This is a genomic window from Methyloceanibacter sp., from assembly GCF_049590335.1.
Classification (GTDB): Bacteria; Pseudomonadota; Alphaproteobacteria; order Rhizobiales; family Methyloligellaceae; genus Methyloceanibacter.
In genome coordinates, this window is the sequence record NZ_JBAWCQ010000004.1 from 12,841 (window position 1) to 36,758 (window position 23,918).

Genomic DNA, 23,918 nt, shown 5'->3' on the forward strand with positions numbered 1-23,918 from the left:
CTAGCGATAGGCCGAATCCAATTCGATGTTCTTAGCGATCTCGCGCTCCCAACGGTCTCCGTTCGAAAGCAGCCGCGCCTTGTCGTAATACAATTCTTCGCGTGTCTCCGTCGCGAATTCGAAATTCGGTCCTTGGACAATGGCCTCGACTGGACAGGCTTCCTGACAGAAACCGCAGTAAATGCACTTCACCATGTCGATGTCATAGCGCGTGGTGCGCCGCGTGCCGTCATTGCGGCGTGGGCCGGCCTCGATGGTGATGGCCTGCGCCGGACAAATAGCTTCGCACAGCTTGCAAGCGATGCAGCGTTCTTCCCCATTGGGATAGCGGCGCAAGGCGTGCTGGCCGCGGAAACGCGGGCTCAACGGTCCCTTCTCGTAGGGATAGTTCAGCGTGGCCTTCGGCGAGACGAAATACTTCATCGCCAGCCAAAAGGCAGACACGAACTCCAGGAGCAGGAGCGATTTGGCAGCTTGGGCGAACCGTGTCACGCGACTTCTCCCCTAAACACCGTGTTGCCAGACCCGCAGGACCACGGCGACAACAACCACTGCCGCGAGCGAGATCGGAAGGAACACTTTCCAGCCAAGCCGCATCAGCTGATCGTATCGATAGCGCGGTACGAAGGCTTTCACCATGGAAACCAGGAAAAACAGAGCGCAGACCTTCAGGACGAACCAGATGACGCCCGGAATCCAGGTGAAGGGTGCGAATGGCGCCGGCGGCAACCACCCGCCGAGAAACAGAATGGTTCCGAGGCTGCACAGCAGGATGATGGCGACATACTCGCCGAGCATGAACAGCATATACGGGGTCGACGAGTATTCGACCATGTAGCCCGCCACGAGTTCGGACTCCGCCTCGAGAAGATCGAAGGGCGGCCGGTTCGTCTCGGCCAGAAGCGAGATGAAGAAGATCACGAACATCGGGAACAGCGGCAGCCAGTACCAGCCGAACAGGCCAAGGCCCCGATCCTGCGCCAACACGATCTCGGTGAGGTTCAGCGAGCCGGCGCAGAGCAGCACCGTGATGATCACGAAGCCGATCGAGACTTCGTAGGAGACCATCTGGGCGGCGCAGCGCAGCGCGGAGAGAAAGGCGTATTTGGAGTTTGAGGCCCATCCGGCCATGATGACGCCGTAGACCTCCAGGCTTGAGATTGCGAAAACGAAAAGAATGCCGACATTGATGTTGGCCACGGCCCAGCCTTCGGAGACTGGGATCACTGCCCAGGCCGAGATCGCGAGCCCAGCGGTGATAATGGGCGCGAGAATAAACAGTCCCTTGTTCGACCCGGCCGGGATGATGAACTCCTTGAAGAAGAACTTCAGGAGGTCGGCGAAGGATTGCCATAGCCCGAATGGGCCCACTACGTTGGGTCCGCGCCGCATTTGTACCGCAGCCCAGATTTTCCGGTCCGCCAGCAAAACGAAGGCGATGAAGACCAGCAGCACCACGATCGTGACGACGCTGTGTATGACGATCAGGGCGGTGGGCCACCCATAGCTGGTCCAAAAATCAGCCATCGGTTCCCGCCGCTTTCTCGACGTCCGCGCGCATGGCGCTCAAGCTGGCCATGATGGTCGAGGCCCGTGCGATTGGGTTGGACAGATAGTAGTCGTCTATCGAGAGGCCGAAAGGATCCTTGCCGGGCTTAGCCTTGTGGCTCGCGAACTTGACAATGGGACCGGAGTCGGCCCTTTCGAGCGTGTCCAATTGCGCCAATTGGGGAGCGGCCGCATACATCTTGCTGCGCAGCTCTTGCAGCGTTTCGAACGGGAGCGGCTTGCCCAACGCATCGGACAGCGCCTTGAGGATCGCCCAGTCCTCGCGCGCGTCGCCAGGGGGAAAGATTGCGCGCGCAGTCATCTGTACGCGCCCTTCCGTGTTGGCGTAGGTACCCTCTTTTTCCGTATAGGCGGCACCGGGCAGAATCACGTCGGCGCGATGGGCGCCCTTGTCGCCATGGCTGCCCTGGTAGATCACAAACGCATCGCCGAGAGCCGACGTGTCGATCTCGTCGGCGCCGAGAAGGTAAAGAATGTCCAGATCGCCCTTCCCCGCGGCCGCAATCATTGCCCCGGTATCGAGGCCCTTCTTGCCGGGGACGAAACCTAGATCGAGGCCGGCGACCCGTGCTGCCGCCGTATGCAGAACATTGAAGCCGTTCCAACCTTCGTCGATCGCGCCGCTCTCGGTGACGATCCTGGCACCCATGGCGAGGATCTCGTAGCCATCGGGCCGCGCAAACGCCGCTTGCCCCAGAATGACCATGGGCTTCTTGGCGTCCTTGAGCACTTTGGCGAAGTCGCGCGCACCGCTTGCGATATCCGCCAGCGTTTCAGACCCTGCGCCGAGTCGCTCATAGGGATAGGTCAGGTCGACGTCCATACCGATCAGGCCGACGGGCAACTTGCCCTCTAACTGTTTCCAGCGCTTGCGGATGCGCGCATTCAGCACCGGTGCTTCGACCTGCGGATCGCAGCCGACAAGGAGGACGGCGTCTGCCTCCTCGATGCCGTCGATCGTGGTGTTGAACAGATAAGTGGCGCGCCCGAGCGTCGGATCGAACTTTGCGCCCGCCTGACGGCAGTCGATATTCGCCGAGCCCAGATGTTCGGCGAGCGACTTGAGAGCGAAGACCTCTTCGGCGGCTGCCAAGTCGCCGGCAATGGCGCCGAACTTCGCACCGCTGGAGCCCTTCACACGATCCGCAATGGCGGCGAAGGCCTCATCCCAGCCGCAGGGGGTGAGTGTGCCGTCCTTGCGCACATAGGGCCGGTCGAGTCGCTGCGTCCGCAGCCCGTCCCAAACATGGCGCGCCTTGTCGGATATCCACTCCTCGTTCACCGCATCGTTGATGCGCGGCAGGATGCGCAACACCTCCTTGCCGCGGAAGTCGACGCGGATCGAGGAGCCCACCGCATCCATCACGTCGATGGACGGTATCTTGGAGAGTTCCCAAGGGCGCGCCTGGAACGCGTATGGTTTGGAGGTCAGGGCGCCGACGGGGCACAGATCAACCACATTGGCGGACAGATTGGAGTGGAGGCCATGCTCGAGATAGGTCGTGATCTCCGCATCTTCGCCACGGCCAATCAGGCCGAGTTCCGCGACGCCCGCCACTTCCGTCATGAACCGGACGCAGCGCGTGCAGTGTATACACCGCGTCATCGACGTCTTAATGAGCGGCCCAAGATATTTGTCCTCAACGGCGCGCTTGTTGTCTTTGAAACGCCCCTCGTCGAAGCCATAGGCCATGGCCTGGTCCTGTAGGTCGCACTCACCGCCTTGGTCGCAGATCGGGCAGTCCAGCGGATGATTAACCAACAGAAATTCCATCGTTCCTTCTTGGGCCCGGCGCGTCGTCTCCGACTTCGTATTGATGGTCGGGGGTGTGCCGTCGCGCGCGGGGCGCAGATCGTTGACCGACATGGCGCAGGACGCCACAGGCTTGGGCATGCCGACCACTTCGACCAGGCACATGCGGCAATTGCCGGCGATCGACAGGCGCTCGTGAAAACAGAAGCGCGGGATCTCGACGCCCACGAGTTCGCAGGCCTGGATCAGCGTGATGCCGTCCGGGACGTCGTGCTCGACATTGTCGATAATGAGCTTCGGCATGAGATCCCTACTCCGCCGCTTCTGGTACGGATGGTGGGATTGCCTCGATGGCGCCAGCATCGAGGCGTTCTTCGATGACATGGCGGAAATTCTTGATGAGACCTTGGATCGGCCAGGCAGCGGCGTCACCGAGGGCGCAGATTGTGTGGCCTTCAACCTGCTTGGTGACTTCGAACAGCATGTCTATTTCGTGCTTCTGCGCATTGCCGACGGCCATACGCTCCAGCACGCGCCACATCCAGCCCGTCCCCTCGCGGCAGGGCGTACACTGACCGCAGGATTCGTGCTTGTAGAAATAGGACAGCCGGGCAATGGCGCGGATGATGTCGGTAGTCTTGTCCATGACGATGATGCCCGCGGTGCCCAGCCCTGACCCCAGCGCCTTCAATGCATCGAAGTCCATGGTTACATCGGTACTTTCCTCTGCCGTAATGCAGGGTACGGACGAACCGCCAGGGATAATTGCCAGCAGATTGTCCCAGCCGCCGCGCACGCCACCTGCATAAGTGTCGATCAGTTCGCGCAAGGGAATACCCATCTCCTCCTCGACCGTGCATGGTTCGTTCACGTGACCGGAGATGCAGTAGAGTTTGGTGCCAGTATTGTTGGGCTTGCCGAGCGCTGCGAACCAAGTTGCACCGCGCCGTAAGATGTCCGGGACCGAGGCGATGGTCTCGACATTGTTGACGGTCGTGGGGGCGCCGTAGAGGCCACAGTTCGCCGGGAACGGCGGCTTGAGGCGCGGCTGCCCCTTCTTGCCCTCGAGGCTTTCCAGGAGCGCGGTTTCTTCGCCGCAAATATATGCGCCCGCGCCGTGATGAACGTAGATGTCGAAGTCCCAGCCGATGACATTGTTCGTGCCGACGAGCTTGGCCTCATAGGCTTCCGCGATAGCCGCTTCGAGGATCTCGCGCTCGGCGATAAACTCGCCTCGGATATAGATATAGGCGGCGTGAGCCCGCATGGCGAAGGAGGCCAACATGGCGCCTTCGATGAGAAGATGCGGATCGTGCCGCATGATTTCTCGGTCCTTGCACGTGCCAGGTTCGGACTCGTCCGCGTTGACCGCAAGATAGCTCGGGCGTGGATCGTTCTTGGGCATGAACGACCATTTGAGGCCTGTCGGGAAGCCCGCTCCGCCGCGTCCGCGCAAGCCCGAGGCCTTGACCTCGTCGATCACCGCATCGTGGCCTCGCGCAACCATGTCCTTGGTGCCGTCCCAAGCACCGCGCGTCCGAGCCGCCGGCAGCTGCCAGCTGTGGAGGCCATAGAGGTTCTTGAAGATGCGGTCGGTGTCCTTAAGCATTAGTAGGGCCCGGCATCTTGGACTTGGGATCGGAGGTCCCCGCGTAGCCCGATTCTGGGCTCGACCTGTCGGCGCCGTAAATGGCGGTATCGCTGAGAGTATTCGGTCCGCTTTTGGGCGCGCAGCCCTGGCGGCCGTCTTGGGGCCCGGGCGGAACGTCCTCGCCCTTTCGAATCCGCTCGATGATCGACCCGAGCGTGTCAGGCGTCAGGTCCTCATAGTAGTACTTGTTGATCTGCGCCAGGGGCGCGTTCACGCACGCCCCAAGACACTCGACCTCGGTCCAGGAAAACATGCCGTCGTCGCTGACCGTGTCCTTTGGGCCGATATGCTTGCGGCAGGCTTCTTTGATGTCCTCGGAACCGTTCAGCATACAAGGCGTTGTGCCGCAGACCTGCACGTAGTAGCAGCCCACGGGCTGCAGGTTGAACATCGTGTAGAAGGTGACGACCTCGTAGACACGGATGAAGGCCATGCCGAGCATGTCGGCGATATAGCGAAGTGCGGGTTCGGACACCCAGCCGCCATTCTGCTCCTGCGCGCGCCAGAGCAGCGAGATCACGGCGGAGGCCTGACGGCCCTCCGGATATCTCTTGATCACGGCCTGAGCCCACGCGAGATTTTCGGGCGTGAAGGCAAAGCCTTCAGGCTGTTCCACAGCAAGGCGTCGGACGCTCATTTCAATCTTCTTTTACGGATGTGAAGGCCTTGCCTAGGCCAGCAACCTACCGTGTCGAATTGACTTCCCCAGCACTCAGAGTCTTGCCGATCTAAGCGCATTTCGCAACTGCACAATGCGTCACCGGTCGACCTCTCCAAAGACAACATCGATCGAACCCAGCACGGCCGACACATCGGCCAGCATGTGCCCGCGGGTCAGGAATTCGAGCGCCGCCAGATGGACGAAACTGGGCGCGCGAATCTTGCAGCGATAAGGCTTGTTGGTGCCGTCAGAGACGAGATAGACCCCGAATTCACCCTTAGGCGCTTCGACCGCGGCATAAGCCTCACCGGCCGGCACGTGATAGCCCTCGGTATAGAGTTTGAAGTGATGAATGAGAGCCTCCATCGAACCCTTCATCTGAGAGCGATTCGGCGGCACCATCTTGTGATTGTCCACCGTGACCGGGCCCGGTGTTTCGGTCAGAATCTCGCAGCACTGCTTCATCAGACGGATGGACTGGCGCATCTCTTCCATGCGGATCAGATAGCGGTCGTAGCAGTCTCCGTGCTTCCCGATAGGCACCTCGAAGTCGAGCTCGTCGTAGCACTCGTAAGGCTGGCTTTTGCGCAGGTCCCAGGCCGCGCCGGTGCTGCGGATCATCACGCCGGTGAAGCCCAAATCCCACGCGTCTTTCTGGCTGATGGCGCCGATGTCAACATTGCGCTGCTTGAAGATGCGGTTGTCCGTGAGCAGGCTCTCAATGTCGTCGCAGACTTTGAGGAAGGGATCGCAGAACGCGTAGATGTCGTCGACGAGCTTTGGCGGGAGGTCCTGATGAACGCCACCCGGCCGTACATAGGCCGCATGCATGCGGCTGCCGCTGGCGCGCTCGTAGAACACCATGAGCTTTTCGCGTTCTTCAAAGCCCCAGAGCGGCGGGGTTAGCGCGCCGACATCGAGCGCCTGCGTAGTGACGTTTAGCAGGTGCGACAAGAGCCTCCCGATTTCCGAGTAAAGGACGCGGATGAGTTGGCCCCGCTTGGGCACGGTCAGGCCGAGCAGCTTTTCAACCGTGAGCGCGAACGCGTGCTCCTGGTTCATGGGTGCGACATAGTCGAGCCGGTCGAAATACGGCACGGCCTGGAGGTAGGTCTTGTGTTCGATCAGCTTCTCGGTGCCGCGATGGAGCAGACCGATATGCGGGTCGACACGTTCAACTACCTCGCCGTCCAGCTCGAGAACGAGACGCAGAACACCATGGGCCGCGGGATGTTGCGGGCCAAAATTTATGGTGAAGGTGCGGTCGCCGTCCTGCGGAATGCCCGCATCCGGATGGCCGCCCGGAGGCTTACTCTCGAAGTCGGGCACGATTTCCTTGTGGCTATCGAGGTCGGTGTCGGCCATTACGCAGGCGCCTCCTCGAAGTTCTTCTCCCGCTTGGGTGCGAGGCCGCGCTCGAAGCGGTTCCACGCGACGATGAAGCGGTCGTGGGTGCCAGCGCTGATCTCGTCGACGCCGTCATGAGCCCGCAGTCTGAACTTCGCACGCGGGCCTCTGACTTCGATGCATTCAGCCTCGACGGTCACTGTGAGACCGGGGGGCGTGGCCGCCGTATGGGACACGTCCACATGCACCCCGACACTGCCCTCGCCCTCGTCCAAATGCGGTCCCAGCAGCTGAACGCAGGTCCACTCCATCAATCCGATCATGAAGGCCGTGGCGAAAACCTCCGGCATGGCCTGGAGCTCAGGCGACTCTTTGTACAGATGCGGTACCGTCTTAGTGACAGGCACCTTGTAGGCGAAGCTGTGCTTCAGACCGGGGCTCAGCGTGTCTTTCACGAATTCTCCTCCCCGTCTTCGACGACACTGGCTTTTTCGTCGCCCGGGATGGCTGTCTCCATGGCCTCCCAAGGGCTGAGATAGTCGAAGTCGCGATAATCCTGCATCAGCTGCACAGGCTCGTATACGACACGCTTTTGCTCGTCGTCGTAGCGGAGCTCCACGAAGCCGGTCAGGGGGAAGTCCTTGCGCAGCGGATGCCCCTCGAACTCGTAGTCGGTGAGAATCCGGCGCAAGTCCGGATGATCGGTGAACACGACGCCGTAAAGATCGAAAGCTTCGCGCTCGAACCAGTTGGCCGCCGGAAATATGCCGACAATGCTCGGAACGGGCGTGTCCGCATCGGTCTTGATCCGCACGCGGATGCGCGTGTTCTGCCAGGGGCTCAGGAGGTGGTAGACGATATCGAAACGCTCTTCGCGCTCCGGATAGTCGACCCCGCAAAGGTCGACCAAGCAACCGAAGCGGCACTTCTCGTCGTCCTTGAGGAGCGTGATGACGTCGCGGATGTCGTCGCGCGCGACCGCGATCGTCAGCTCGCCTCGGGTCACATCATAACCGGCGAGCTTCGGACCTAGCTTACCCGAAAGGTAGCTGCCCAGCTTGTTCAGTATGTCGTCCATCAAGCCCCCGAGGACTCGTGCGGTTCAGCGCGTGATCGTGCCTGTCCGTCGTATTTTCTTTTGAAGGAGGAGCACGCCATAGACCAGTGCTTCAGCCGTAGGCGGGCAACCAGGTACGTAGATGTCCACGGGCACGATGCGGTCGCACCCACGGACAACGGAATAGGAATAGTGATAGTAGCCCCCGCCATTGGCACAGGAGCCCATGGAGATAACATAGCGGGGCTCGGGCATCTGGTCGTAGACCTTGCGCAGAGCGGGCGCCATCTTGTTGCACAGCGTGCCGGCGACGATCATCACGTCGGACTGGCGCGGGCTGCCACGCGGGGCAAAGCCGAAGCGCTCTAGATCGTAGCGGGGCATGGACGCCTGCATCATCTCGACGGCGCAGCAGGCGAGCCCGAAGGTCATCCACATCAGCGACCCGGTGCGGGACCAGTTGATGAGATCGTCGGCCGTCGTAAGAAGGAAACCCTTGTCGGCAAGCTCGTCTGAGAATGTCCCGAACGAGGTGGCCCCAGCGGTGACGAGGCCGCCGCCCTTCCCCTCGGTCTCGAATGTGACTTTTGGTGCTAGTTCCATTCGAGCGCGCCTTTCCGCCACTCATAGACGAACCCGACGGTCAGCACGCCGAGGAACACGATCATGGCCCAAAAACCCAAAGCGGGAAGTCCATCGAACGCGACAGCCCAGGGAAACAGGAACGCCACTTCCAGATCGAAGATAATGAAGAGAAGCGACACGAGATAGAAGCGCACGTCGAATTTCATGCGCGAATCGTCGAACGCGTCGAATCCGCACTCATAGGCCGAGACCTTCTCCGGGTCGGGATTGCGTACGGCGATGACCATCGGCACCACCAGCAGCACGGTGCAGATCACAAAGGCGATCGCGATGAAAATGACGAGAGGCAGATAGTCGATAAGCAACTGGCCCATGGCTCTTAGAAGCCTTCTTCAAACGTCTGCTGCGCATCGACGAGGCCAAAGTGGCGGGAGTGACGGGACTCGAACCCGCGGCCTCCGGCGTGACAGGCCGGCGCTCTAACCAACTGAGCTACACCCCCTACCGGGCCGTAACCACGGCCGGAGGCGATCCCCAGCATGTACGGCCTTGGATTTTGGGTGTCAAGGCGGCCTGGGTAACGGGCTGTAAGATGAATTGCGGCGAGATGCCGCTAAGCGGTTCTCACCGCACGGCGGCCATGAAAAGTGGCCCCTTTTCCTCCTCTGTCCGGAAGCGATCGCAAACAGGATTCGTCGTGGAGTGGTGGGCGGTGACAGGCTCGAACTGCCGACATCCACGGTGTAAACGTGGCGCTCTACCAACTGAGCTAACCGCCCGCCAGATCGGAAACGTGAAGTCCGAAGCGTTAGAGCAAGACAGGTGTCCTGCCAAGGGCACGATCGGACCGAATTGCCATTTTCAATTGAAAAGGCGAAGCCCCGCTCACGCGAGGCCTCGCCCAAATCTCCCTGAAGGTCTGTCGGCAACGCCTTACGCGTTGACCGCCTCCTTCAGAGCCTTACCGGCACGGAACTTGGGAACGCGCGAGGCCGGAATCTGGACCTCGGCACCCGTGCGTGGGTTACGGCCCACGGAGGCCTTCCGTTGCGCCACTTGAAAATTACCAAACCCGACGATGCGCACCGTGTCACCGTCGCTCAAAGCCTTCTCAATATTCTTGAACGTCGCGTCCACGGCCTTCTCGGCAGCATCCTTCGACAATTCAGATTCCTTCGCCACTTGGGCAACTAGCTCTGCTTTGTTCACGATGTTATCCTTTCGCTCAGCCCTATGGTTGGGGGCGCTTGTTATGAACTCGTGGGACCGGTTTGGGTACGCTCCGATTCACAAACAAGTAGTGTATGACTCGCGCAAAAAGCGCAGAAAATCAACAATATTGGCCGAATCGGTGCATAACGCGCACCTACGAGATTAGGGCGTTTTGACGGCAGTGCTGTCGAGCGCGCGCCGGATCAGTGGGCGGTGACGCCCGTTCCGGACTCGTCCTTGTTGCGAACGACCTGCGAGGCTCCCTCGCCTTCCTCTTCCCAGACGATGGGCTGAGGCGTTCGCGTGAAGGCGATTTTCAAGACTTCGTCCACACGCGAGACCGGCATAATCTCAAGCATATTCTTAAGTTTATCCGGTATATCTGCGAGGTCCTTGACATTTTCCTCAGGGATAATCACGGTCTTAATTCCCGCACGCAAAGCCGCCAGCATCTTTTCCTTGAGGCCGCCAATGGGCAGCACCCGGCCACGCAGGGTGATTTCACCGGTCATGGCCACGTCGCGCCGCACCGGGATGCCGGTCATGAGCGAGATGATCGCCGTCGCCATGGCAACGCCCGCGGACGGCCCATCCTTGGGTGTCGCGCCCTCGGGCACGTGCACGTGGATATCCCGCTGTTCGAACAGCGGCGGCTCGATTCCGAAATCGACCGCCCGGGAGCGCACATAGGCGTTCGCGGCCTGTATTGATTCTTTCATGACATCGCGCAGATTGCCGGTGACCGTCATCTTGCCCTTACCGGGCATCATGACGCCTTCCACGGTGAGGATCTCGCCGCCCACTTCGGTCCAGGCCAGACCTGTCACGACACCCACCTGGTCTTCCAGCTCGGCCTCGCCGTAGCGGTATTTCGGCACGCCGAGATAGTCGGCGAGGTTGTCGAGCGTGATTTCCACCTTCGTATGGTCGGTGGTCAGCAGTTCCTTGACCGACTTGCGTGCGAGCTTCGCCAGTTCACGCTCCAGGCTACGGACACCGGCCTCGCGGGTATAGCGGCGGATGAGCTCCTGCAGGGAGTCGTCGTCGAGTGCGAACTCCTCCGCCTCAAGCCCGTGGTTCTTGACCTGTGCGGGAATGAGATGGCGCCGTGCGATCTCGGCCTTCTCGTCCTCGGTGTAGCCGGCAATACGGATGATTTCCATCCGGTCCATCAGGGCCGGCGGAATGTTCAGCGTGTTGGCGGTCGTGACGAACATGACGTTCGACAGATCGTAGTCGACCTCGAGGTAGTGGTCGTTGAACGTATTGTTCTGCTCGGGGTCCAGAACTTCGAGTAAGGCCGAGGCCGGATCGCCGCGGAAGTCAGCGCCCATCTTGTCGATCTCGTCCAGCAGGAAGAGCGGATTGACCTTTTTGGCCTTCCGCATGGACTGGATGACCTTACCCGGCATGGAGCCTATATAGGTCCGGCGGTGGCCGCGGATCTCCGCCTCATCCCGCACACCGCCGAGGCTCATCCGCACGAACTCGCGGCCCGTCGACCTGGCGATCGACCTGCCGAGTGAAGTCTTGCCGACCCCAGGCGGTCCGACGAGGCACAGGATCGGCCCCTTCAGCATGTTGGTGCGGTTTTGAACCGCAAGATACTCGACGATCCGGTCCTTGACCTTTTCGAGTCCGTAATGGTCGTGGTCGAGGACCTTCTGCGCATCGTCCAGGTCGCGCTTGACCTTGCCCTTCGAGCCCCACGGGATCGACAGCAGCCAGTCCAGGTAGTTCCGGACGACGGTGGCTTCCGCTGACATTGGACTCATCTGGCGTAGCTTCTTGAGCTCGCCCATGGCCTTTTCGCGGGCCTCGCGGGTCAGCTTGGTCTTCTCGATTTTCTGTTCGAGCTCGGCCAGATCGTCCCGACCTTCTTCGCTGTCGCCGAGCTCCTTCTGGATCGCCTTCATCTGTTCGTTCAGGTAGTACTCGCGCTGCGTCTTCTCCATTTGACGCTTCACGCGGCTCCTGATCTTCCGCTCGACCTGGAGGACGGAAATCTCGCTTTCCATCAGCGTGAACACACGCTCCAGCCGCTCGGAGATGGTGGTGATCTCGAGGATCTGCTGCTTCTCGCCAATCTTGATGGCGAGATGCGAGGCAATCGTGTCCGCGAGCTTCGAGTAATCCTCGATATGGCTCGTCGTGCCGAGCACTTCGGGCGAGATCTTCTTGTTGAGCTTCACATAGCTTTCGAACTGAGACACGACCGAGCGCGCCAACGCCTCGATCTCGTTCTCGGTACCTGTCGACTCTTCGACGGGCTTGATCTCGGCTTCAAAGTAATTCTCGTTGTCAGTATAGCTCTTGATGACGGCGCGGCGTGTACCCTCTACGAGCACCTTAACTGTGCCGTCCGGCAGTTTGAGGAGCTGCAAGACGGAGGCGAGCGTGCCCATCTCGTAAATGCCCTCGGCCGTCGGCTCGTCTTCGGAGGCATTTTTCTGGGCGACCAGCAGAATTTGCTTATCGGTCCGCATGACCTCTTCGAGCGCGGCGATGGACTTCTCGCGGCCGACGAAGAGCGGCACGATCATGTAGGGAAAGACCACAATGTCGCGAAGTGGCAGCACCGGGTAGAGTTCCGGGCCGGCTTCCATGGTTATGGACGGGGTTGTTTCAGTCATATTCTTTCCGTCGCCTTCCTTTGTACGCGGGGCCAGGTCGGCGCCTGGCCACTAACCGCTTCGCGATATAACGGTCTCTCCACCCCAGTTCCGTCCACTTCGCCTTCCGGAGTATAACCTCCTGGCGTTCACTTGGGGGCACTGCGTCATTTAAGCTCGTCCACCCCGGTAAGTGGCGGTCGGCGGACCCGCAGTCAAGGGCCGGGCCCGACGGGGCAGATCAAACGCGGCCCGCCACGATGAAAGTGGGATTCGCAGGCCCCTTCAAGCCTACAATCATGTGGAAAAAGGTCAGGCGCTGGTGCTGACCTCGTCCTGGCGGTCGGAGTAGATCCGTAAGGGCCTTGCCTCGCCGTCAACCACTTCGGCGCTGATCACGACCTCTTCCACCCCGCGCATGCTGGGCAGTTCGAACATGGTGTCGAGAAGAATCCCTTCCATGATCGAGCGGAGGCCGCGCGCACCTGTCTTCCGGTCGATGGCCTTCTTGGAAATGGCAAGCAAGGCCTCTTCGGCGAACGAAAGCTGGACGTCTTCCATCTCGAACAGCCGCTGATACTGGCGCACGAGCGCGTTCTTCGGCTCCGTCAGGATGCGGATCAGCGCGCTCTCGTCGAGATCGTCAAGCGTGGCAATCACCGGCACGCGGCCGATGAATTCGGGGATGAGGCCAAATCGCAGCAGATCTTCGGGCTCGATGCCGCGCAAGATATCGCCGGTGCGGCGCTCGTCGCCCGCTTCCACCTTGGCGCCGAAGCCAATCGATGTGGACCGGCCGCGAGCCGAAATGATCTTCTCAAGACCGGCAAAGGCACCGCCGCACACGAACAGGATGTTCGTCGTGTCAACCTGGAGGAATTCCTGCTGCGGATGCTTCCGCCCGCCTTGCGGGGGAACCGAAGCCACGGTCCCTTCCATGATCTTCAGCAGCGCCTGCTGCACGCCCTCGCCCGACACGTCGCGGGTGATGGACGGGTTGTCGGACTTCCGGCTGATCTTATCGACCTCGTCGATATAGACGATGCCGCGCTGGGCCCGCTCCACATTGTAGTCGGCGGCCTGCAGCAGCTTCAGGATGATGTTTTCCACATCCTCGCCGACATAGCCGGCCTCGGTCAGGGTGGTCGCGTCGGCCATAGTGAAGGGCACGTCCAGAATGCGGGCGAGCGTCTGCGCCAGCAGGGTCTTGCCGCACCCCGTGGGTCCAATTAAGAGAATGTTGGACTTGGCCAGTTCCACATCGGAGTTCTTTCCAGAGTGGTTCAGGCGTTTGTAGTGGTTGTGAACTGCCACGGACAACACGCGCTTGGCGTACTCCTGGCCTATGACGTAATCGTCGAGGACCTGACAGATTTCCTGGGGCGTGGGGACGCCATCGCGAGACTTCACGAGGGAGCTCTTGTTCTCCTCGCGAATGATGTCCATGCAAAGCTCAACGCATTCATCGCAGATGAATACGGTCGGCCCCGCGATTAGTTTGCGGACCTCGTGCTGGCTCTTGCCGCAGAAAGAGCAGTAGAGGGTATTTTTGGAATCTGCTCCGCTCACCTTGCTCATTCCTCAAATATCCAATTGTTCTTGGTTGCTGCTGCGTACGTGCGGCTGTCCGCGCGCTCTCAGAAATGGCCGTTGTCCGCTCTGCAAAGTCTCACCGACTCCTTTTAACAAGTCGTCGCATTGACAATCTGACCATGTTGAGGGGGCACTGATCAAGGATTGATTAATCCTGCAAATCGTCTCTATGGCGGCAATGTTGGACGGGCCATTCGGTTGCCGGGAATCGCTATGTTGCCACGAACTACGCCGTGCCGCCAAGGCCAGGAGCCGGAAACAGGCCCTTTAACGCTAACCGGGCCGTGGGCCTGTTTTGCACGAATATCAGGAAGCCGGCGCCGGTTCGTCTTCCTTCGGTGCGTCGCCGTGACGCTTACTGACAACCTCGTCGACGAGCCCAAATTCCCGCGCTTCCTCGGCTGAAAAGAAGAAATCGCGATCCAGCGTCTGCTCGACGGTCTTGTAGTCCTGACCGGTATGATTGACGTAGATCTCGGTTAAACGGCGCTTCATTTTGATTATGTCCTCGGCGTGACGCTCGATGTCGCTGGCCTGGCCTTGGAAGCCGCCGGATGGCTGATGCAGCATAACCCGTGCGTTCGGCACCGCGTAGCGCATGCCTTTCTCGCCCGCGCATAGGAGCAATGACCCCATAGACGCGGCCTGGCCGATGCAAAGCGTCGAAACCGGCGGTCTCACAAACTGCATCGTGTCGTAAATCGCCATCCCCGAGGTCACCACGCCGCCCGGCGAGTTGATGTACATCGAGATTTCCTTCTTGGGGTTCTCGGCCTCCAAGAAGAGAAGCTGCGCGGTAATGAGCGAGGCCATGTGGTCTTCGATCACACCCGTCACGAAGATGATCCGCTCTTTGAGCAGGCGCGAGTAGATGTCGTAGGCGCGCTCGCCTCGATTGGTCTGCTCGACCACCATGGGAACGAGTGTGCTCATATAAGTTTCGACCGGATTTTTCATGGATGTCCTGTTTGTCGGGGCTGTTAGAGGAAAAAGGCGCCGGTCCCTGATTCGCCCATTGGCAGAGTCCCAAAAATATGTGCTCAGGGCACGAAACGGAAGAGGCCGGGCTCCGCGTCGTTAAGGCCCGTGTCAGTCGGCCCGAGGGTTAGTGGTCGTGATCATGATCGTGTTCTTGGCCCTGACCGTCGTCCAGATCCTTGTAGAGCTCCTCAAGGCTTACATCCTTGTCGGAAACCTTGGCGAGTTCGAGAATGTAGTCCACGACCTTGTCTTCGAAGATCGGGGCCCGGAGTTCCGCCAGCGCCTCTGGCGTATTGCGGTAGAAGTCGTAGACCTGCCGCTCTTGTCCGGGGAACTGACGGATGCGCTCGATTAGCGCCTTGTTGACCTCGTCGTCCGAGACCGTGATCTCGTTGCGTGAGCCGATCTCCGAGAGCAGCAGGCCGAGCCGGACCCGCCTTTCGGCGATGTCGCGATATTCTTTCTTGGCATCCTCTGCGGTCGTGCCCTCGTCCTCGAAGGTCTTCTTCGAATGCTCCTGATCGTGGAGCACCTTATCCCAAATGGCCTTGAACTCGGTGTCGACGAGCGTCGGCGGGAGCTCGAATGTGTGCCCCTCGTTGAGCCCGTCGAGCAGCGCCCGCTTCACCTTGAGGCGCGACGCCATGTTGCGATCAAATTCCAAACGGCCCTTCACCGTCTCGCGCATCTGCGCGACGGATTCGGCGCCGAGGCTCTTGGCGAACTCATCGTCAAGAGTCGGGGCTTCCGACCCGGCGACTTCCTTCACCTTCACCTCAAACGTGGCGGTCTTGCCGGCCAGCTTCGGTTCGCCATAGGCCTCGGGGAACGTTGCCTCGATGATCTTGTCATCGCCAGCCGTGACGCCTTCCAGGCCCTCTTCGAAGCCCGGAATGAAGCCGCCGGCGCCTAGCGTGATCGTCGCGTCCGTGGCGGTGCCGCCGTCGAAGTCCTCGCCGTTGAGCTTGCCGACGAAATCGATGGTCACACGATCGCCCGTCTGCGCGGGCCCGTCTTTCGGCTTAAAGTTCGGATTTGTCGCCAGGATGCGTTCGACCGCCTCCTCGATGTCCTTGTCGGCGACCGGCGTAGTGGGGCGCTCGAGTTCGAGCGTGCTGAGGTCCATCACCTCGACCGTCGGCAGCACCTCGAATGTCATCGTGTAGGACAGATCGCACGTGCCGTCGAAGATCTGATTGATCTCCGCTTCATCCTCGGGAAGGGAGACTTTGGGCTGGAAGGCCGGGCGCTCCTCGCGGTCCGAAATAGCCTGCTGGCTGGTCTCCTGAACGGCCTGTTGTACGACCTCGGCCATGACCGAGCGACCATAGACCTTGCGCAAATGCTCCTTGGGTACGTGGCCGGGCCGGAAGCCCTTGATTTGGGCCTTGTCCTTGAGGTCGTCGAGGCGCGAGGAGAGCTTCTCCTCAAGTTCGTCGGCGCCGACCACGATCTTCAGTTCGCGGTTCAGGCCTTCTGCATTCGTCTCCGTGACGTTCATACCGTCAATCCACCATTCCTACGGCGCCAGGGCAGCGCCTTCTTCCTTGTCATGCTGTCCAACGAAGTTGTGAGTCAACGCGTTGGTTGGTGCGGGCGGAGGGACTTGAACCCCCACGGCCGAAGCCACCAGAACCTAAATCTGGCGTGTCTACCAATTCCACCACGCCCGCTTAAGAGGCGTCGCGCGACGGATGATAGCGCGCGACTCCCATTCGCGGGTTTATATACACACCGGCCTTGCCGGCTGCTAGGCCCCAAAGCGCGCGGATTCGCAAGGGCCCGTTCCAGTCATCTGGGGTCATGCGCAGCCCTTCTATACTCCGGCGAACCGGTAGCCTGGAACCGCATGCCAAACCGGTTGGGATTCATGGGGTTTCCGCGACTTGCAGCAGGGATCGGCCCTCAGTAGGTTGCAGATCAAACAGAATTCCCAAAGGCTCTCCCGTGACCTACCGCAACGGCATTCTCGAGGCGATCGGCAACACGCCGCTCATCAAGCTTAAACGCGCGTCCGACGAGACGGGCTGCACTATTCTCGGCAAGGCCGAGTTCATGAACCCCGGCCAATCGGTCAAGGATCGCGCCGCCCTCTTCATCATCCGCGATGCCATAGACAAGGGCCTCCTCAAGCCGGGCGGCACGGTGGTCGAAGGCACGGCCGGCAATACCGGCATCGGACTGACCTTGGTCGGCAATGCGCTCGGGCTGAAGACCGTCATCGTGATCCCCGAGACGCAGTCCGGCGAGAAGAAGGACATGTTGCGTCTGGCCGGCGCCCAGTTGATTGAAGTGCCGGCGGTGCCCTATCGGAACGAAAACAATTACGTGAAATATTCAGGCCGCCTCGCCGAGGCGTTCGCAAAGACCGAACCAAATGGCGCGATCTGGGCGAACCAGTTTGACAACGTTGCCAACCGGCAGGGCCATATCGAGACCACAGCCCAAGAGATTTGGCGCGATACGGACGGCAAGGTCGACGGCTTCATCTGCGCGGTCGGGACCGGCGGCACGCTGGCCGGCGTGTCCATGGGGTTGAAGGCGCACAACCCGGGCGTGAAGACCGGGATAGCCGATCCGATGGGCGCGGCCCTATACAATTTTTACAAGCACGGCGAGCTGAAGTCCGAAGGAAGCTCCATCACCGAAGGAATCGGCCAGGGGCGCATCACGGCGAACCTGGAAGGCGCCATGGTCGATGCGGCGTACCAGATTCCCGATGCCGAAGCCCTCGATATCGTTTTCAATCTTTTAAGCGAGGAAGGCCTATGCTTAGGGGGCTCGAGCGGCATCAATGTCGCCGGCGCCATTCGCCTTGCCAAAGAGCTGGGACACGGCCACACCATCGTCACGGTGCTTTGCGATTACGGCACTCGCTATCAAAGCAGGCTGTTTAATCCCGAATTCCTGCGCGAAAAAGGGCTGCCGGTGCCCGCGTGGCTCGCAGAGCCCAAACCCACGGCGCCGGCCGTATTTGTTTAGACGAGAATTGGAGACCGGAACTTTATGACGCCAAAGACATCGCTGATCGAGACCGACGAGCTTGAGCGCGAACTGAAGGCGCCGGATATCGTCGTTGTTGATGCGACCTGGTACCTGCCAACCGAGCCTAGGCGTGCGCGCGCGGACTATCTCGCCGAGCATATTCCCGGTGCGGTGTTCTTCGACATTGACGAGATCGCGGACGAGAAGGCGCATACCGGGCACATGTTGCCGCCGCCCGAGAAGTTCTCGTCGCGGATGCGCAAGATGGGTATTGGCGACGGGCAGCGTGTGGTGGTCTACGACCGTCAGAGCACGGTCAGTGCCCCACGCGTGTGGTGGACATTTCGCGTGATGGGCGCCCAGGACGTCAGTGTACTGAATGGTGGCTTGTTGAAGTGGAAGGCCGAGGGACGTCCGCTCATGATGGGCGAGCCGACCCCCCGGACCCCTCGGCATTTTACCGCTCGCCACAATCTCGACCTCGTACGGGATGTCGACGACGTGAAGAAGTTGATCGGCGACAAGTCCGCCGGGATCATCGATGCCCGTTCGGCGGAACGCTTTGCCGGCAATGCACCGGAGCCGCGTCAGGGCTTACGGGCCGGACACATGCCCGGCGCGGTCAATTTTCCCTACAGGCAAGTGCTCAACTCGGACGGCACGTTCAAATCGGCGCCGGAGTTGCAGGAGCTGTTCACGGCTGCGGGCATCGATCCGCACAAGCCCGTGGTGACGACCTGCGGTTCCGGGATCACGGCCTGTGTCCTCGCGCTCGCACTCGGCGAGGCCGGACATTTGCGCACATCGGTCTATGACGGATCCTGGGCCGAATGGGGCGCGGACGACCGTTTGCCGATCGAGAAGAGCTAGGTGGCATTCGGCCAGCCTCGTCTCCTTGAGAGGCCTTTATGAGCAAGACGAAAAAGCCCGGAAAGCATGCGACGCGGTTGTCGCATGCCGGCCGCGATCCAGGTCGGTTCCACGGCTTCGTTAACACGCCGATCTACCGCGGGTCGACGGTTCTCTATCCCACCTTCGATAGTCTCGTTGCGGACAATCAGGAGTTCAGCTATGGCCGGCTCGGCACACCGACCGTGGTTGCGCTGCAGGAAGCCCTCGCCGAACTCGAAGGCGGACATGCTACCCTGCTCACGCCCTCAGGTCTGACCGCGATCACGACCGCGATCCTGAGCTTCGTGTCCAGCGGCGACCACATTTTAGTGTCCGACAGCGTCTACCGGCCGACCCGCAGGTTCTGTGAAACTGTGTTGAAGCGGCTGGGTATCACCACGACCTATTACGACCCCGTCATTGGGGGCGGTATCGCCGAGCTGCTGACCGACCGGACGAAGCTGGTGTTTACGGAGAGCCCTGGGTCGCAGACCTTCGAGATGCAGGACATTCCCGCGATTGCCGCGGCAGCTCATGCGGCCGGTGCCGAAGTGATCATGGACAACACCTGGGCGACACCGCTCTACTTCAAGCCGTTCGATCATGGCGTGGACATCGTTGTGCATGCGGCGACCAAATACATCGTGGGCCATGCGGACGCGATGCTCGGCGTCATCACGATGAGCGAGACCGCGACGGCGCCGGTCGCGAAGACCCACGAAATCCTCGGCCTGTGTCCGGGACCTGAGGACGTGTATCTCGCTTTACGCGGTTTGCGGACGCTTGCGATCCGCCTGCAGCGGCACCAGGAAACGGCGCTCGCGCTAGGCGAGTGGCTCTCGCAGCGTCCGGAAGTTGAGCGTGTCATCCACCCTGCCCGGCCTGACCATCCCGGCCATGCATTCTGGAAGCGCGACTTCACCGGTTCCTCGGGCCTGTTCGCGATCGTGCTTAGGCCGGCCTCGCGCAAAGCCTTGGCCGCCATGCTAGACGGGCTCGAGCTGTTTGGCATGGGCTATTCCTGGGGCGGTTATGAAAGCCTCATCCTGCCGTTCGACCCGCGCGGTTACCGCAGTGCGACCGTTTGGGATTCGGAGGGTCCTGCCTTGCGCATTCATGCGGGGCTGGAGGACATCGAGGATCTGATGGCGGACCTGGACGCGGGCTTCGAACGGCTCGCGGGCGCGAGCTAGCGCGACCTCACCCGGCTTAGTGCATACCTAGTTCGCTGGGTCCGGCAATGGCCGGGATTTTCCGTCCTGGCCGAGCGCCACGAAGGTAAACATCGCCTCTGTGACTTTGCGGGTCTCCTCACTGTGGCGCGGCCGCCGCCAGGCTTCGACCTGGATGGAAATCGATGTGCGGCCGGTCTTGACGATGCTGGCGTAAAGGCTGACCTCATCGCCGACGGCAACGGGCGAGACAAAGGTGACGGCATCAACCGCTATGGTTGCGCAGCGGCCCCGTGCCCGCCGCGCGGCGACGTTGCCGGCCGCGAGATCCATCTGGGACATGAGCCAGCCGCCAAAGATATCGCCGGAAGGGTTCGTGTCCGCCGGCATTGCAATGGTCCGTAGGACCGGGACCATGTCTGGCGGCGTATCACGGTGCTTTTTGGTGGTCTTTTCGTCGTGCATCGGCCGCCCCAATTTTTCTCAGCTCGCAGCGACTAGAGCAAATTTGAGCAAAAGTGAAGCCGGACGAGCGGAACCCATGGGCGCAGTGGTGCACTGCCCGCACACTGAGCTGTATGAGGACCGAAGGGGAGCGCGGGCTAACTGAAGTGATAGAACACCGCAAGCGTGATGGCGTAGATCACCAGCACTAACGCGGAGTCGAGTCCCATCCGGAAGACGGTGCGACGCGATCGGACAATGAGTCCTGCGAGGTAGACCGAGGTGACGAGAACGCCCGAGACAATCGCAAAGGCCGTACCCTGATCGATGGCGCCTAGGATCGGCGCGCCGCGATAGACGAGGTCCGCCGGCAGGACCATCGCCACCATCAGCAAATTGCTGCCGAAGATGTTCGAGATGGCCATGCTATATGCGCCTATGCGGACCGCAGAGATCGTGGTGCTCACCTCCGGGAGCGACGTGGCCGTCGCGAGGAGCGTCATTCCGACAAAGCTGGAGCCAAGGCCGGTCTGTTCGGCGATGGCAGCCGAGCTTGCGATGAGCGCCAGGCCGCACAACAGGATCGCGGTGCCCATCAGAGCAAAGCCGACGATCAGACCCGTCGTGCCCATGTGGTCGGTACCCTGGGCTGCGTCTGAACCCCCGGCGGTGCGCGGCAGGGCAGCGTCGACGCTCTCGACAGGGATCCAGGATTGCATGCTGTCATATTGGCGCAGCATTATCACGATCCCCACATAGGCAAGTCCAAGCAGGACGGTCCCCAGACCAACACCAAAGGGCAGCGCAAACTCCCCAACCGCATGCAAACCCAAAAGCATCGCCAGGAGTGCGATCAGCAGCGTGGCCTCAAGTGCCGACGTGGGCCTGCTCGGATAGGATGTCAGCGCGTAGGAGACGAAGAGAAGGTCCACCAGGGCCAGGATGGCCGTTTGCATGGTAATGCCGCCGAACATGTTGCCGAGAACGAGTAGCGCCTCGCCGGCATAGGCGCCGTAGAGCGTCGTCACCAACTCCGGGAGAGAGGTCGCGGCCGCAACGAAGATGAGCCCCATAAAGGCTTGCCCTATCCGTTTTCGGGCGGCGATGGCGTCGGCGTAGATCGCGAGTCTTGTGCCAGCAAGCCAAACGCCAAACGCCGCTGCCGCAAACACGGCGAGCGTGACGGGAATGGGCAGTTGCGCAAGGACGGGAATCAAGCGGTTGTTCTCATTATTGCTCGAAATCGCGGGCGGGTGCGGCTCCTGCACCCCTGCCCCGGCTCATCTCATGCCTTCGCGTTACAGCTTTGTGTTCGAACGACCCAGCGCTACTTCTCTTGCTTGGTCTTGGAGGCCGACTCGGGCTTTGTGGAGCCGACACTATAGGCAACCAGGGTGTTGTCCAACATCATAGGAATGACGATAAGCTGCTTGTCGGCCAAATAGATCAGGTCAGCGCTGCCCTGATTGAGATCGAGAAGTTGATCGACCTTGGCGGTCCGCTTGCCTTTCACATCGACCTTGTAGAGGGCCCCGTCGGGCCAATCGGTAACGAGGTAGGAGCCGGGCTTGAGCACGGCGAGTCCGTCGAGATTCCCAATTGGCTTGCTGAACGACGTGATGCTCTTGTCCTCGATATTGATCTTGTAGAGGCCGGCGGTCTCCCGTTCCTGGCCCACGCTCTTTAACCGTCCCAACGAGGACACGACCAGCTTCCCATCCTGCACGACGAGGCCATTGGGGCCATTGAGTTCGTCGTCGGCGAGCCAGGGCTCGAACACGCCGTCCTTGAGCCGCCAGATCGTGTTCATGGGCGTGTCGGAGACATAGACTGTGCCATCCTCCGCCACGGCCACGTCGTTGAGGAAGATCGCGCCGTCGGCCTTGTATTTCTTCTCAATGCTGCCCGAGGCTGCACTGACTTCCATCAACGTATCGACGTCGGCCACATAGAGCGCGCGGCCATGCAGTCCCATGCCGGTGGGTGAATTGAACCCCTTGGCCCAATTGCGCTCCAGGATGGTGCCGTCCGGTTTGATGCGGGAAATGAAGCCGTCGCCGTCTTTCTGCATGACGGCACCGTTGATATTCGAGACGAACAGCACGTCCGTCACCGGATCGTGCAGCACGGACTCGGGCTGAGCGAGGCCCTTGGCCTCCCAGGCGAGGACGGGCTCTTGGGCCAGGGCCGGGCTTGCGCCCAAGACCGTTCCCGAAACCAAGGACATTCCCGAAACGATGGCCCAGGTGAGGAGGCCAACAACGGCGCGCAAAGGAACGGCACGACGTGAAGAAGAGCGAAACGACAGCGACGTCATGGGTACTGATAGAGCATAGGAGGATGGCATTCAAAGCCCCTTGTTTCGCAGAGTAAGCGAGAAGTGGTTCTGCCCGCTAAACTACTCCGGTTTTGCCCAGCAATGAATACGTTGGACTGGGCAACGTTCCGGGAGGTTGTCCCGCGCGGTTCGGTCATAGGCGGGACCGGCAGTCGCGTTGAAGGCAGCTGCCGAAGGAAATGGCGATCCCGGCAGGACTCGAACCTGCAACCCCCTGCTTAGAAGGCAGGTGCTCTATCCGGTTGAGCTACGGGACCAGACGACGAGACGAGTATAGCGCCGTTCGCCGAATTCAGTGTGTCCAGCTGTCCGGGCGGCCGTATTTGAAGTTTTCCGCATACGACTTGGGGCGGATCTTCGAGACCGGAGGCTCCACCAGCCGGAACGCGACCCCATTTTCCTTGGCATACGCGATGGCTTCGTCCTTGGTGGCGAAGCTGAGGCGGACCTGGCGCTTCGTATCGGACGAGCTCGTCCATCCCATCAGCGGTTCGATGAGACGCGGCTCGTCGGGAAGGTATTCCAGAAGCCAGTCCCGCGTGGCGCCCTTGCCCTGCTGCATCACGTTCTGAGCGGGCTTGTAAATTCGGGCCAGCATCGGCTTTCCCCCTTGAGTGGGTGCGGATCCAAGTGGTCGGGGCAGCAAGATTCGAACTTGCGACCCCCTGCTCCCAAAGCAGGTGCGCTACCAGACTGCGCTATGCCCCGAAACGACCACACACCCTCGGCACGGATATGATCGTAAAATCCGGCGCAGGCAAGACCTCATAACATAACCACGCTCAAGAGCCCTATTCATAGTGAGACTCGACGCACGAGGCTAGCCCCGCGACCCTAAGACGACCTCACCACAGGCCGGAATTCTCGGTCTCAATGGTTTTCTCGGTCCCGATTCCAGGAAATACTACGCGGTCGCCGGGCTTGAGGCCGACTTTCCCTGCCTCCCCGGCATTGAGTTCTAAAACGGCAGCGGTCTCGCCGCCGGAGTTGATGATATCGGTGGAGAACGGTTCGGTGTTGGCCTCGATCCGCAGCACGGTCCCCTGCTCGGTGATGAAGACTATGTC

Annotated in this window: 23 protein-coding genes and 5 tRNA genes; 3 read left to right on the forward strand and 25 right to left on the reverse strand. The window is 60.7% G+C overall.

Annotated elements, in window-relative coordinates; translation table 11 throughout:
• From nuoI to WBQ77_RS00395, 18 genes are all read right to left on the reverse strand, one after another.
• On the reverse strand, positions 1-492 hold the full coding sequence (gene nuoI / locus WBQ77_RS00310) for an NADH-quinone oxidoreductase subunit NuoI (RefSeq protein ID WP_424042298.1): 492 nt from the start codon (positions 490-492) through the stop codon (positions 1-3).
• A 12-nt stretch (positions 493-504) separates the two neighbouring features.
• Complete coding sequence (gene nuoH / locus WBQ77_RS00315; RefSeq protein WP_424042297.1) at positions 505-1,527, reverse strand: NADH-quinone oxidoreductase subunit NuoH; 1,023 nt, start codon at positions 1,525-1,527, stop codon at positions 505-507.
• On the reverse strand, positions 1,520-3,625 hold the full coding sequence (gene nuoG, locus WBQ77_RS00320) for an NADH-quinone oxidoreductase subunit NuoG (RefSeq protein ID WP_424042296.1): 2,106 nt from the start codon (positions 3,623-3,625) through the stop codon (positions 1,520-1,522). Before nuoG ends, nuoH begins: the two co-directional genes overlap by 8 nt.
• A 7-nt stretch (positions 3,626-3,632) precedes the next feature.
• On the reverse strand, positions 3,633-4,931 hold the full coding sequence (gene nuoF, locus WBQ77_RS00325) for an NADH-quinone oxidoreductase subunit NuoF (protein ID WP_424042294.1): 1,299 nt from the start codon (positions 4,929-4,931) through the stop codon (positions 3,633-3,635).
• Positions 4,924-5,610: an NADH-quinone oxidoreductase subunit NuoE gene (gene nuoE / locus WBQ77_RS00330; protein ID WP_424042292.1), complete on the reverse strand. Its 687-nt coding sequence runs from the start codon at positions 5,608-5,610 to the stop codon at positions 4,924-4,926. The genes nuoF and nuoE overlap by 8 nt, the downstream gene beginning before the upstream one ends.
• 120 nt (positions 5,611-5,730) lie before the next feature.
• A complete protein-coding gene (locus tag WBQ77_RS00335) occupies positions 5,731-6,999 on the reverse strand; it encodes an NADH-quinone oxidoreductase subunit D (RefSeq protein ID WP_424042291.1) in 1,269 nt (422 codons plus the stop codon).
• Entirely contained in the window at positions 6,999-7,436 is a 438-nt protein-coding gene (locus WBQ77_RS00340; RefSeq protein ID WP_424042289.1) for a thioesterase family protein, read from the reverse strand. The genes WBQ77_RS00335 and WBQ77_RS00340 overlap by 1 nt, the downstream gene beginning before the upstream one ends.
• Entirely contained in the window at positions 7,433-8,059 is a 627-nt protein-coding gene (locus WBQ77_RS00345; protein WP_424042287.1) for an NADH-quinone oxidoreductase subunit C, read from the reverse strand. The genes WBQ77_RS00340 and WBQ77_RS00345 overlap by 4 nt, the downstream gene beginning before the upstream one ends.
• A gap of 24 nt (positions 8,060-8,083) precedes the next feature.
• Positions 8,084-8,641, reverse strand: a complete 558-nt coding sequence (locus WBQ77_RS00350; protein ID WP_424042285.1) for a NuoB/complex I 20 kDa subunit family protein — start codon at positions 8,639-8,641, stop codon at positions 8,084-8,086.
• Complete coding sequence (locus tag WBQ77_RS00355) at positions 8,632-8,997, reverse strand: NADH-quinone oxidoreductase subunit A (RefSeq protein WP_424042284.1); 366 nt, start codon at positions 8,995-8,997, stop codon at positions 8,632-8,634. Before WBQ77_RS00355 ends, WBQ77_RS00350 begins: the two co-directional genes overlap by 10 nt.
• Positions 8,998-9,048: 51 nt before the next feature.
• Positions 9,049-9,125: transfer RNA gene (locus tag WBQ77_RS00360), tRNA-Asp, on the reverse strand.
• Positions 9,126-9,326: 201 nt separating this feature from the next.
• Positions 9,327-9,402 (reverse strand) — tRNA-Val (locus tag WBQ77_RS00365).
• A 154-nt stretch (positions 9,403-9,556) separates the two neighbouring features.
• Positions 9,557-9,832, reverse strand: coding sequence for an HU family DNA-binding protein (locus WBQ77_RS00370; RefSeq protein WP_424042282.1), 276 nt, complete (start codon positions 9,830-9,832; stop codon positions 9,557-9,559).
• A 206-nt stretch (positions 9,833-10,038) separates the two neighbouring features.
• The gene (gene lon, locus WBQ77_RS00375; protein ID WP_424058409.1) at positions 10,039-12,468 is read right to left on the reverse strand and encodes an endopeptidase La; all 2,430 of its coding nucleotides are present in this window, start codon (positions 12,466-12,468) and stop codon (positions 10,039-10,041) included.
• Positions 12,469-12,759: 291 nt separating this feature from the next.
• Entirely contained in the window at positions 12,760-14,025 is a 1,266-nt protein-coding gene (gene clpX / locus WBQ77_RS00380; protein WP_424042280.1) for an ATP-dependent Clp protease ATP-binding subunit ClpX, read from the reverse strand.
• 321 nt (positions 14,026-14,346) lie between these two features.
• Entirely contained in the window at positions 14,347-14,997 is a 651-nt protein-coding gene (locus tag WBQ77_RS00385) for an ATP-dependent Clp protease proteolytic subunit (protein WP_424042279.1), read from the reverse strand.
• A 148-nt stretch (positions 14,998-15,145) separates the two neighbouring features.
• The gene (gene tig, locus WBQ77_RS00390; RefSeq protein ID WP_424042278.1) at positions 15,146-16,522 is read right to left on the reverse strand and encodes a trigger factor; all 1,377 of its coding nucleotides are present in this window, start codon (positions 16,520-16,522) and stop codon (positions 15,146-15,148) included.
• An 87-nt stretch (positions 16,523-16,609) separates the two neighbouring features.
• A tRNA-Leu gene (locus WBQ77_RS00395) sits at positions 16,610-16,694 on the reverse strand.
• Between the two features lie 274 nt (positions 16,695-16,968).
• Between WBQ77_RS00395 and WBQ77_RS00400 the strand changes: the two genes are divergently transcribed.
• The 3 genes from WBQ77_RS00400 to metC are packed head-to-tail and all read left to right on the forward strand — an operon-like array spanning position 16,969 to position 20,090.
• Positions 16,969-18,003, forward strand: a complete 1,035-nt coding sequence (locus tag WBQ77_RS00400; RefSeq protein WP_424042276.1) for a cysteine synthase A — start codon at positions 16,969-16,971, stop codon at positions 18,001-18,003.
• 24 nt (positions 18,004-18,027) lie between these two features.
• Positions 18,028-18,876: a 3-mercaptopyruvate sulfurtransferase gene (sseA, locus tag WBQ77_RS00405; RefSeq protein WP_424058411.1), complete on the forward strand. Its 849-nt coding sequence runs from the start codon at positions 18,028-18,030 to the stop codon at positions 18,874-18,876.
• A gap of 38 nt (positions 18,877-18,914) precedes the next feature.
• Entirely contained in the window at positions 18,915-20,090 is a 1,176-nt protein-coding gene (metC, locus tag WBQ77_RS00410) for a cystathionine beta-lyase (RefSeq protein WP_424042273.1), read from the forward strand.
• Between the two features lie 27 nt (positions 20,091-20,117).
• On the opposite strand, the gene WBQ77_RS00415 is transcribed toward metC, so the two are convergent.
• The 7 genes from WBQ77_RS00415 to WBQ77_RS00445 form a co-directional block, all read right to left on the reverse strand.
• Positions 20,118-20,534, reverse strand: a complete 417-nt coding sequence (locus WBQ77_RS00415) for an acyl-CoA thioesterase (protein WP_424042271.1) — start codon at positions 20,532-20,534, stop codon at positions 20,118-20,120.
• A gap of 137 nt (positions 20,535-20,671) precedes the next feature.
• Positions 20,672-21,730 (reverse strand): sodium:calcium antiporter, encoded by a 1,059-nt coding sequence (locus WBQ77_RS00420; RefSeq protein WP_424058413.1) that lies wholly within the window; start codon positions 21,728-21,730, stop codon positions 20,672-20,674.
• A 110-nt stretch (positions 21,731-21,840) separates the two neighbouring features.
• A complete protein-coding gene (locus tag WBQ77_RS00425) occupies positions 21,841-22,740 on the reverse strand; it encodes an SMP-30/gluconolactonase/LRE family protein (protein ID WP_424058415.1) in 900 nt (299 codons plus the stop codon).
• 291 nt (positions 22,741-23,031) lie between these two features.
• A tRNA-Arg gene (locus WBQ77_RS00430) sits at positions 23,032-23,108 on the reverse strand.
• A 35-nt stretch (positions 23,109-23,143) separates the two neighbouring features.
• Positions 23,144-23,449, reverse strand: a complete 306-nt coding sequence (locus tag WBQ77_RS00435) for an ETC complex I subunit (protein WP_424042268.1) — start codon at positions 23,447-23,449, stop codon at positions 23,144-23,146.
• Between the two features lie 33 nt (positions 23,450-23,482).
• A tRNA-Pro gene (locus WBQ77_RS00440) sits at positions 23,483-23,559 on the reverse strand.
• 137 nt (positions 23,560-23,696) lie between these two features.
• A partial coding sequence (locus WBQ77_RS00445; RefSeq protein ID WP_424058416.1) for a DUF192 domain-containing protein occupies positions 23,697-23,918 on the reverse strand: 222 nt, incomplete at its 5' end.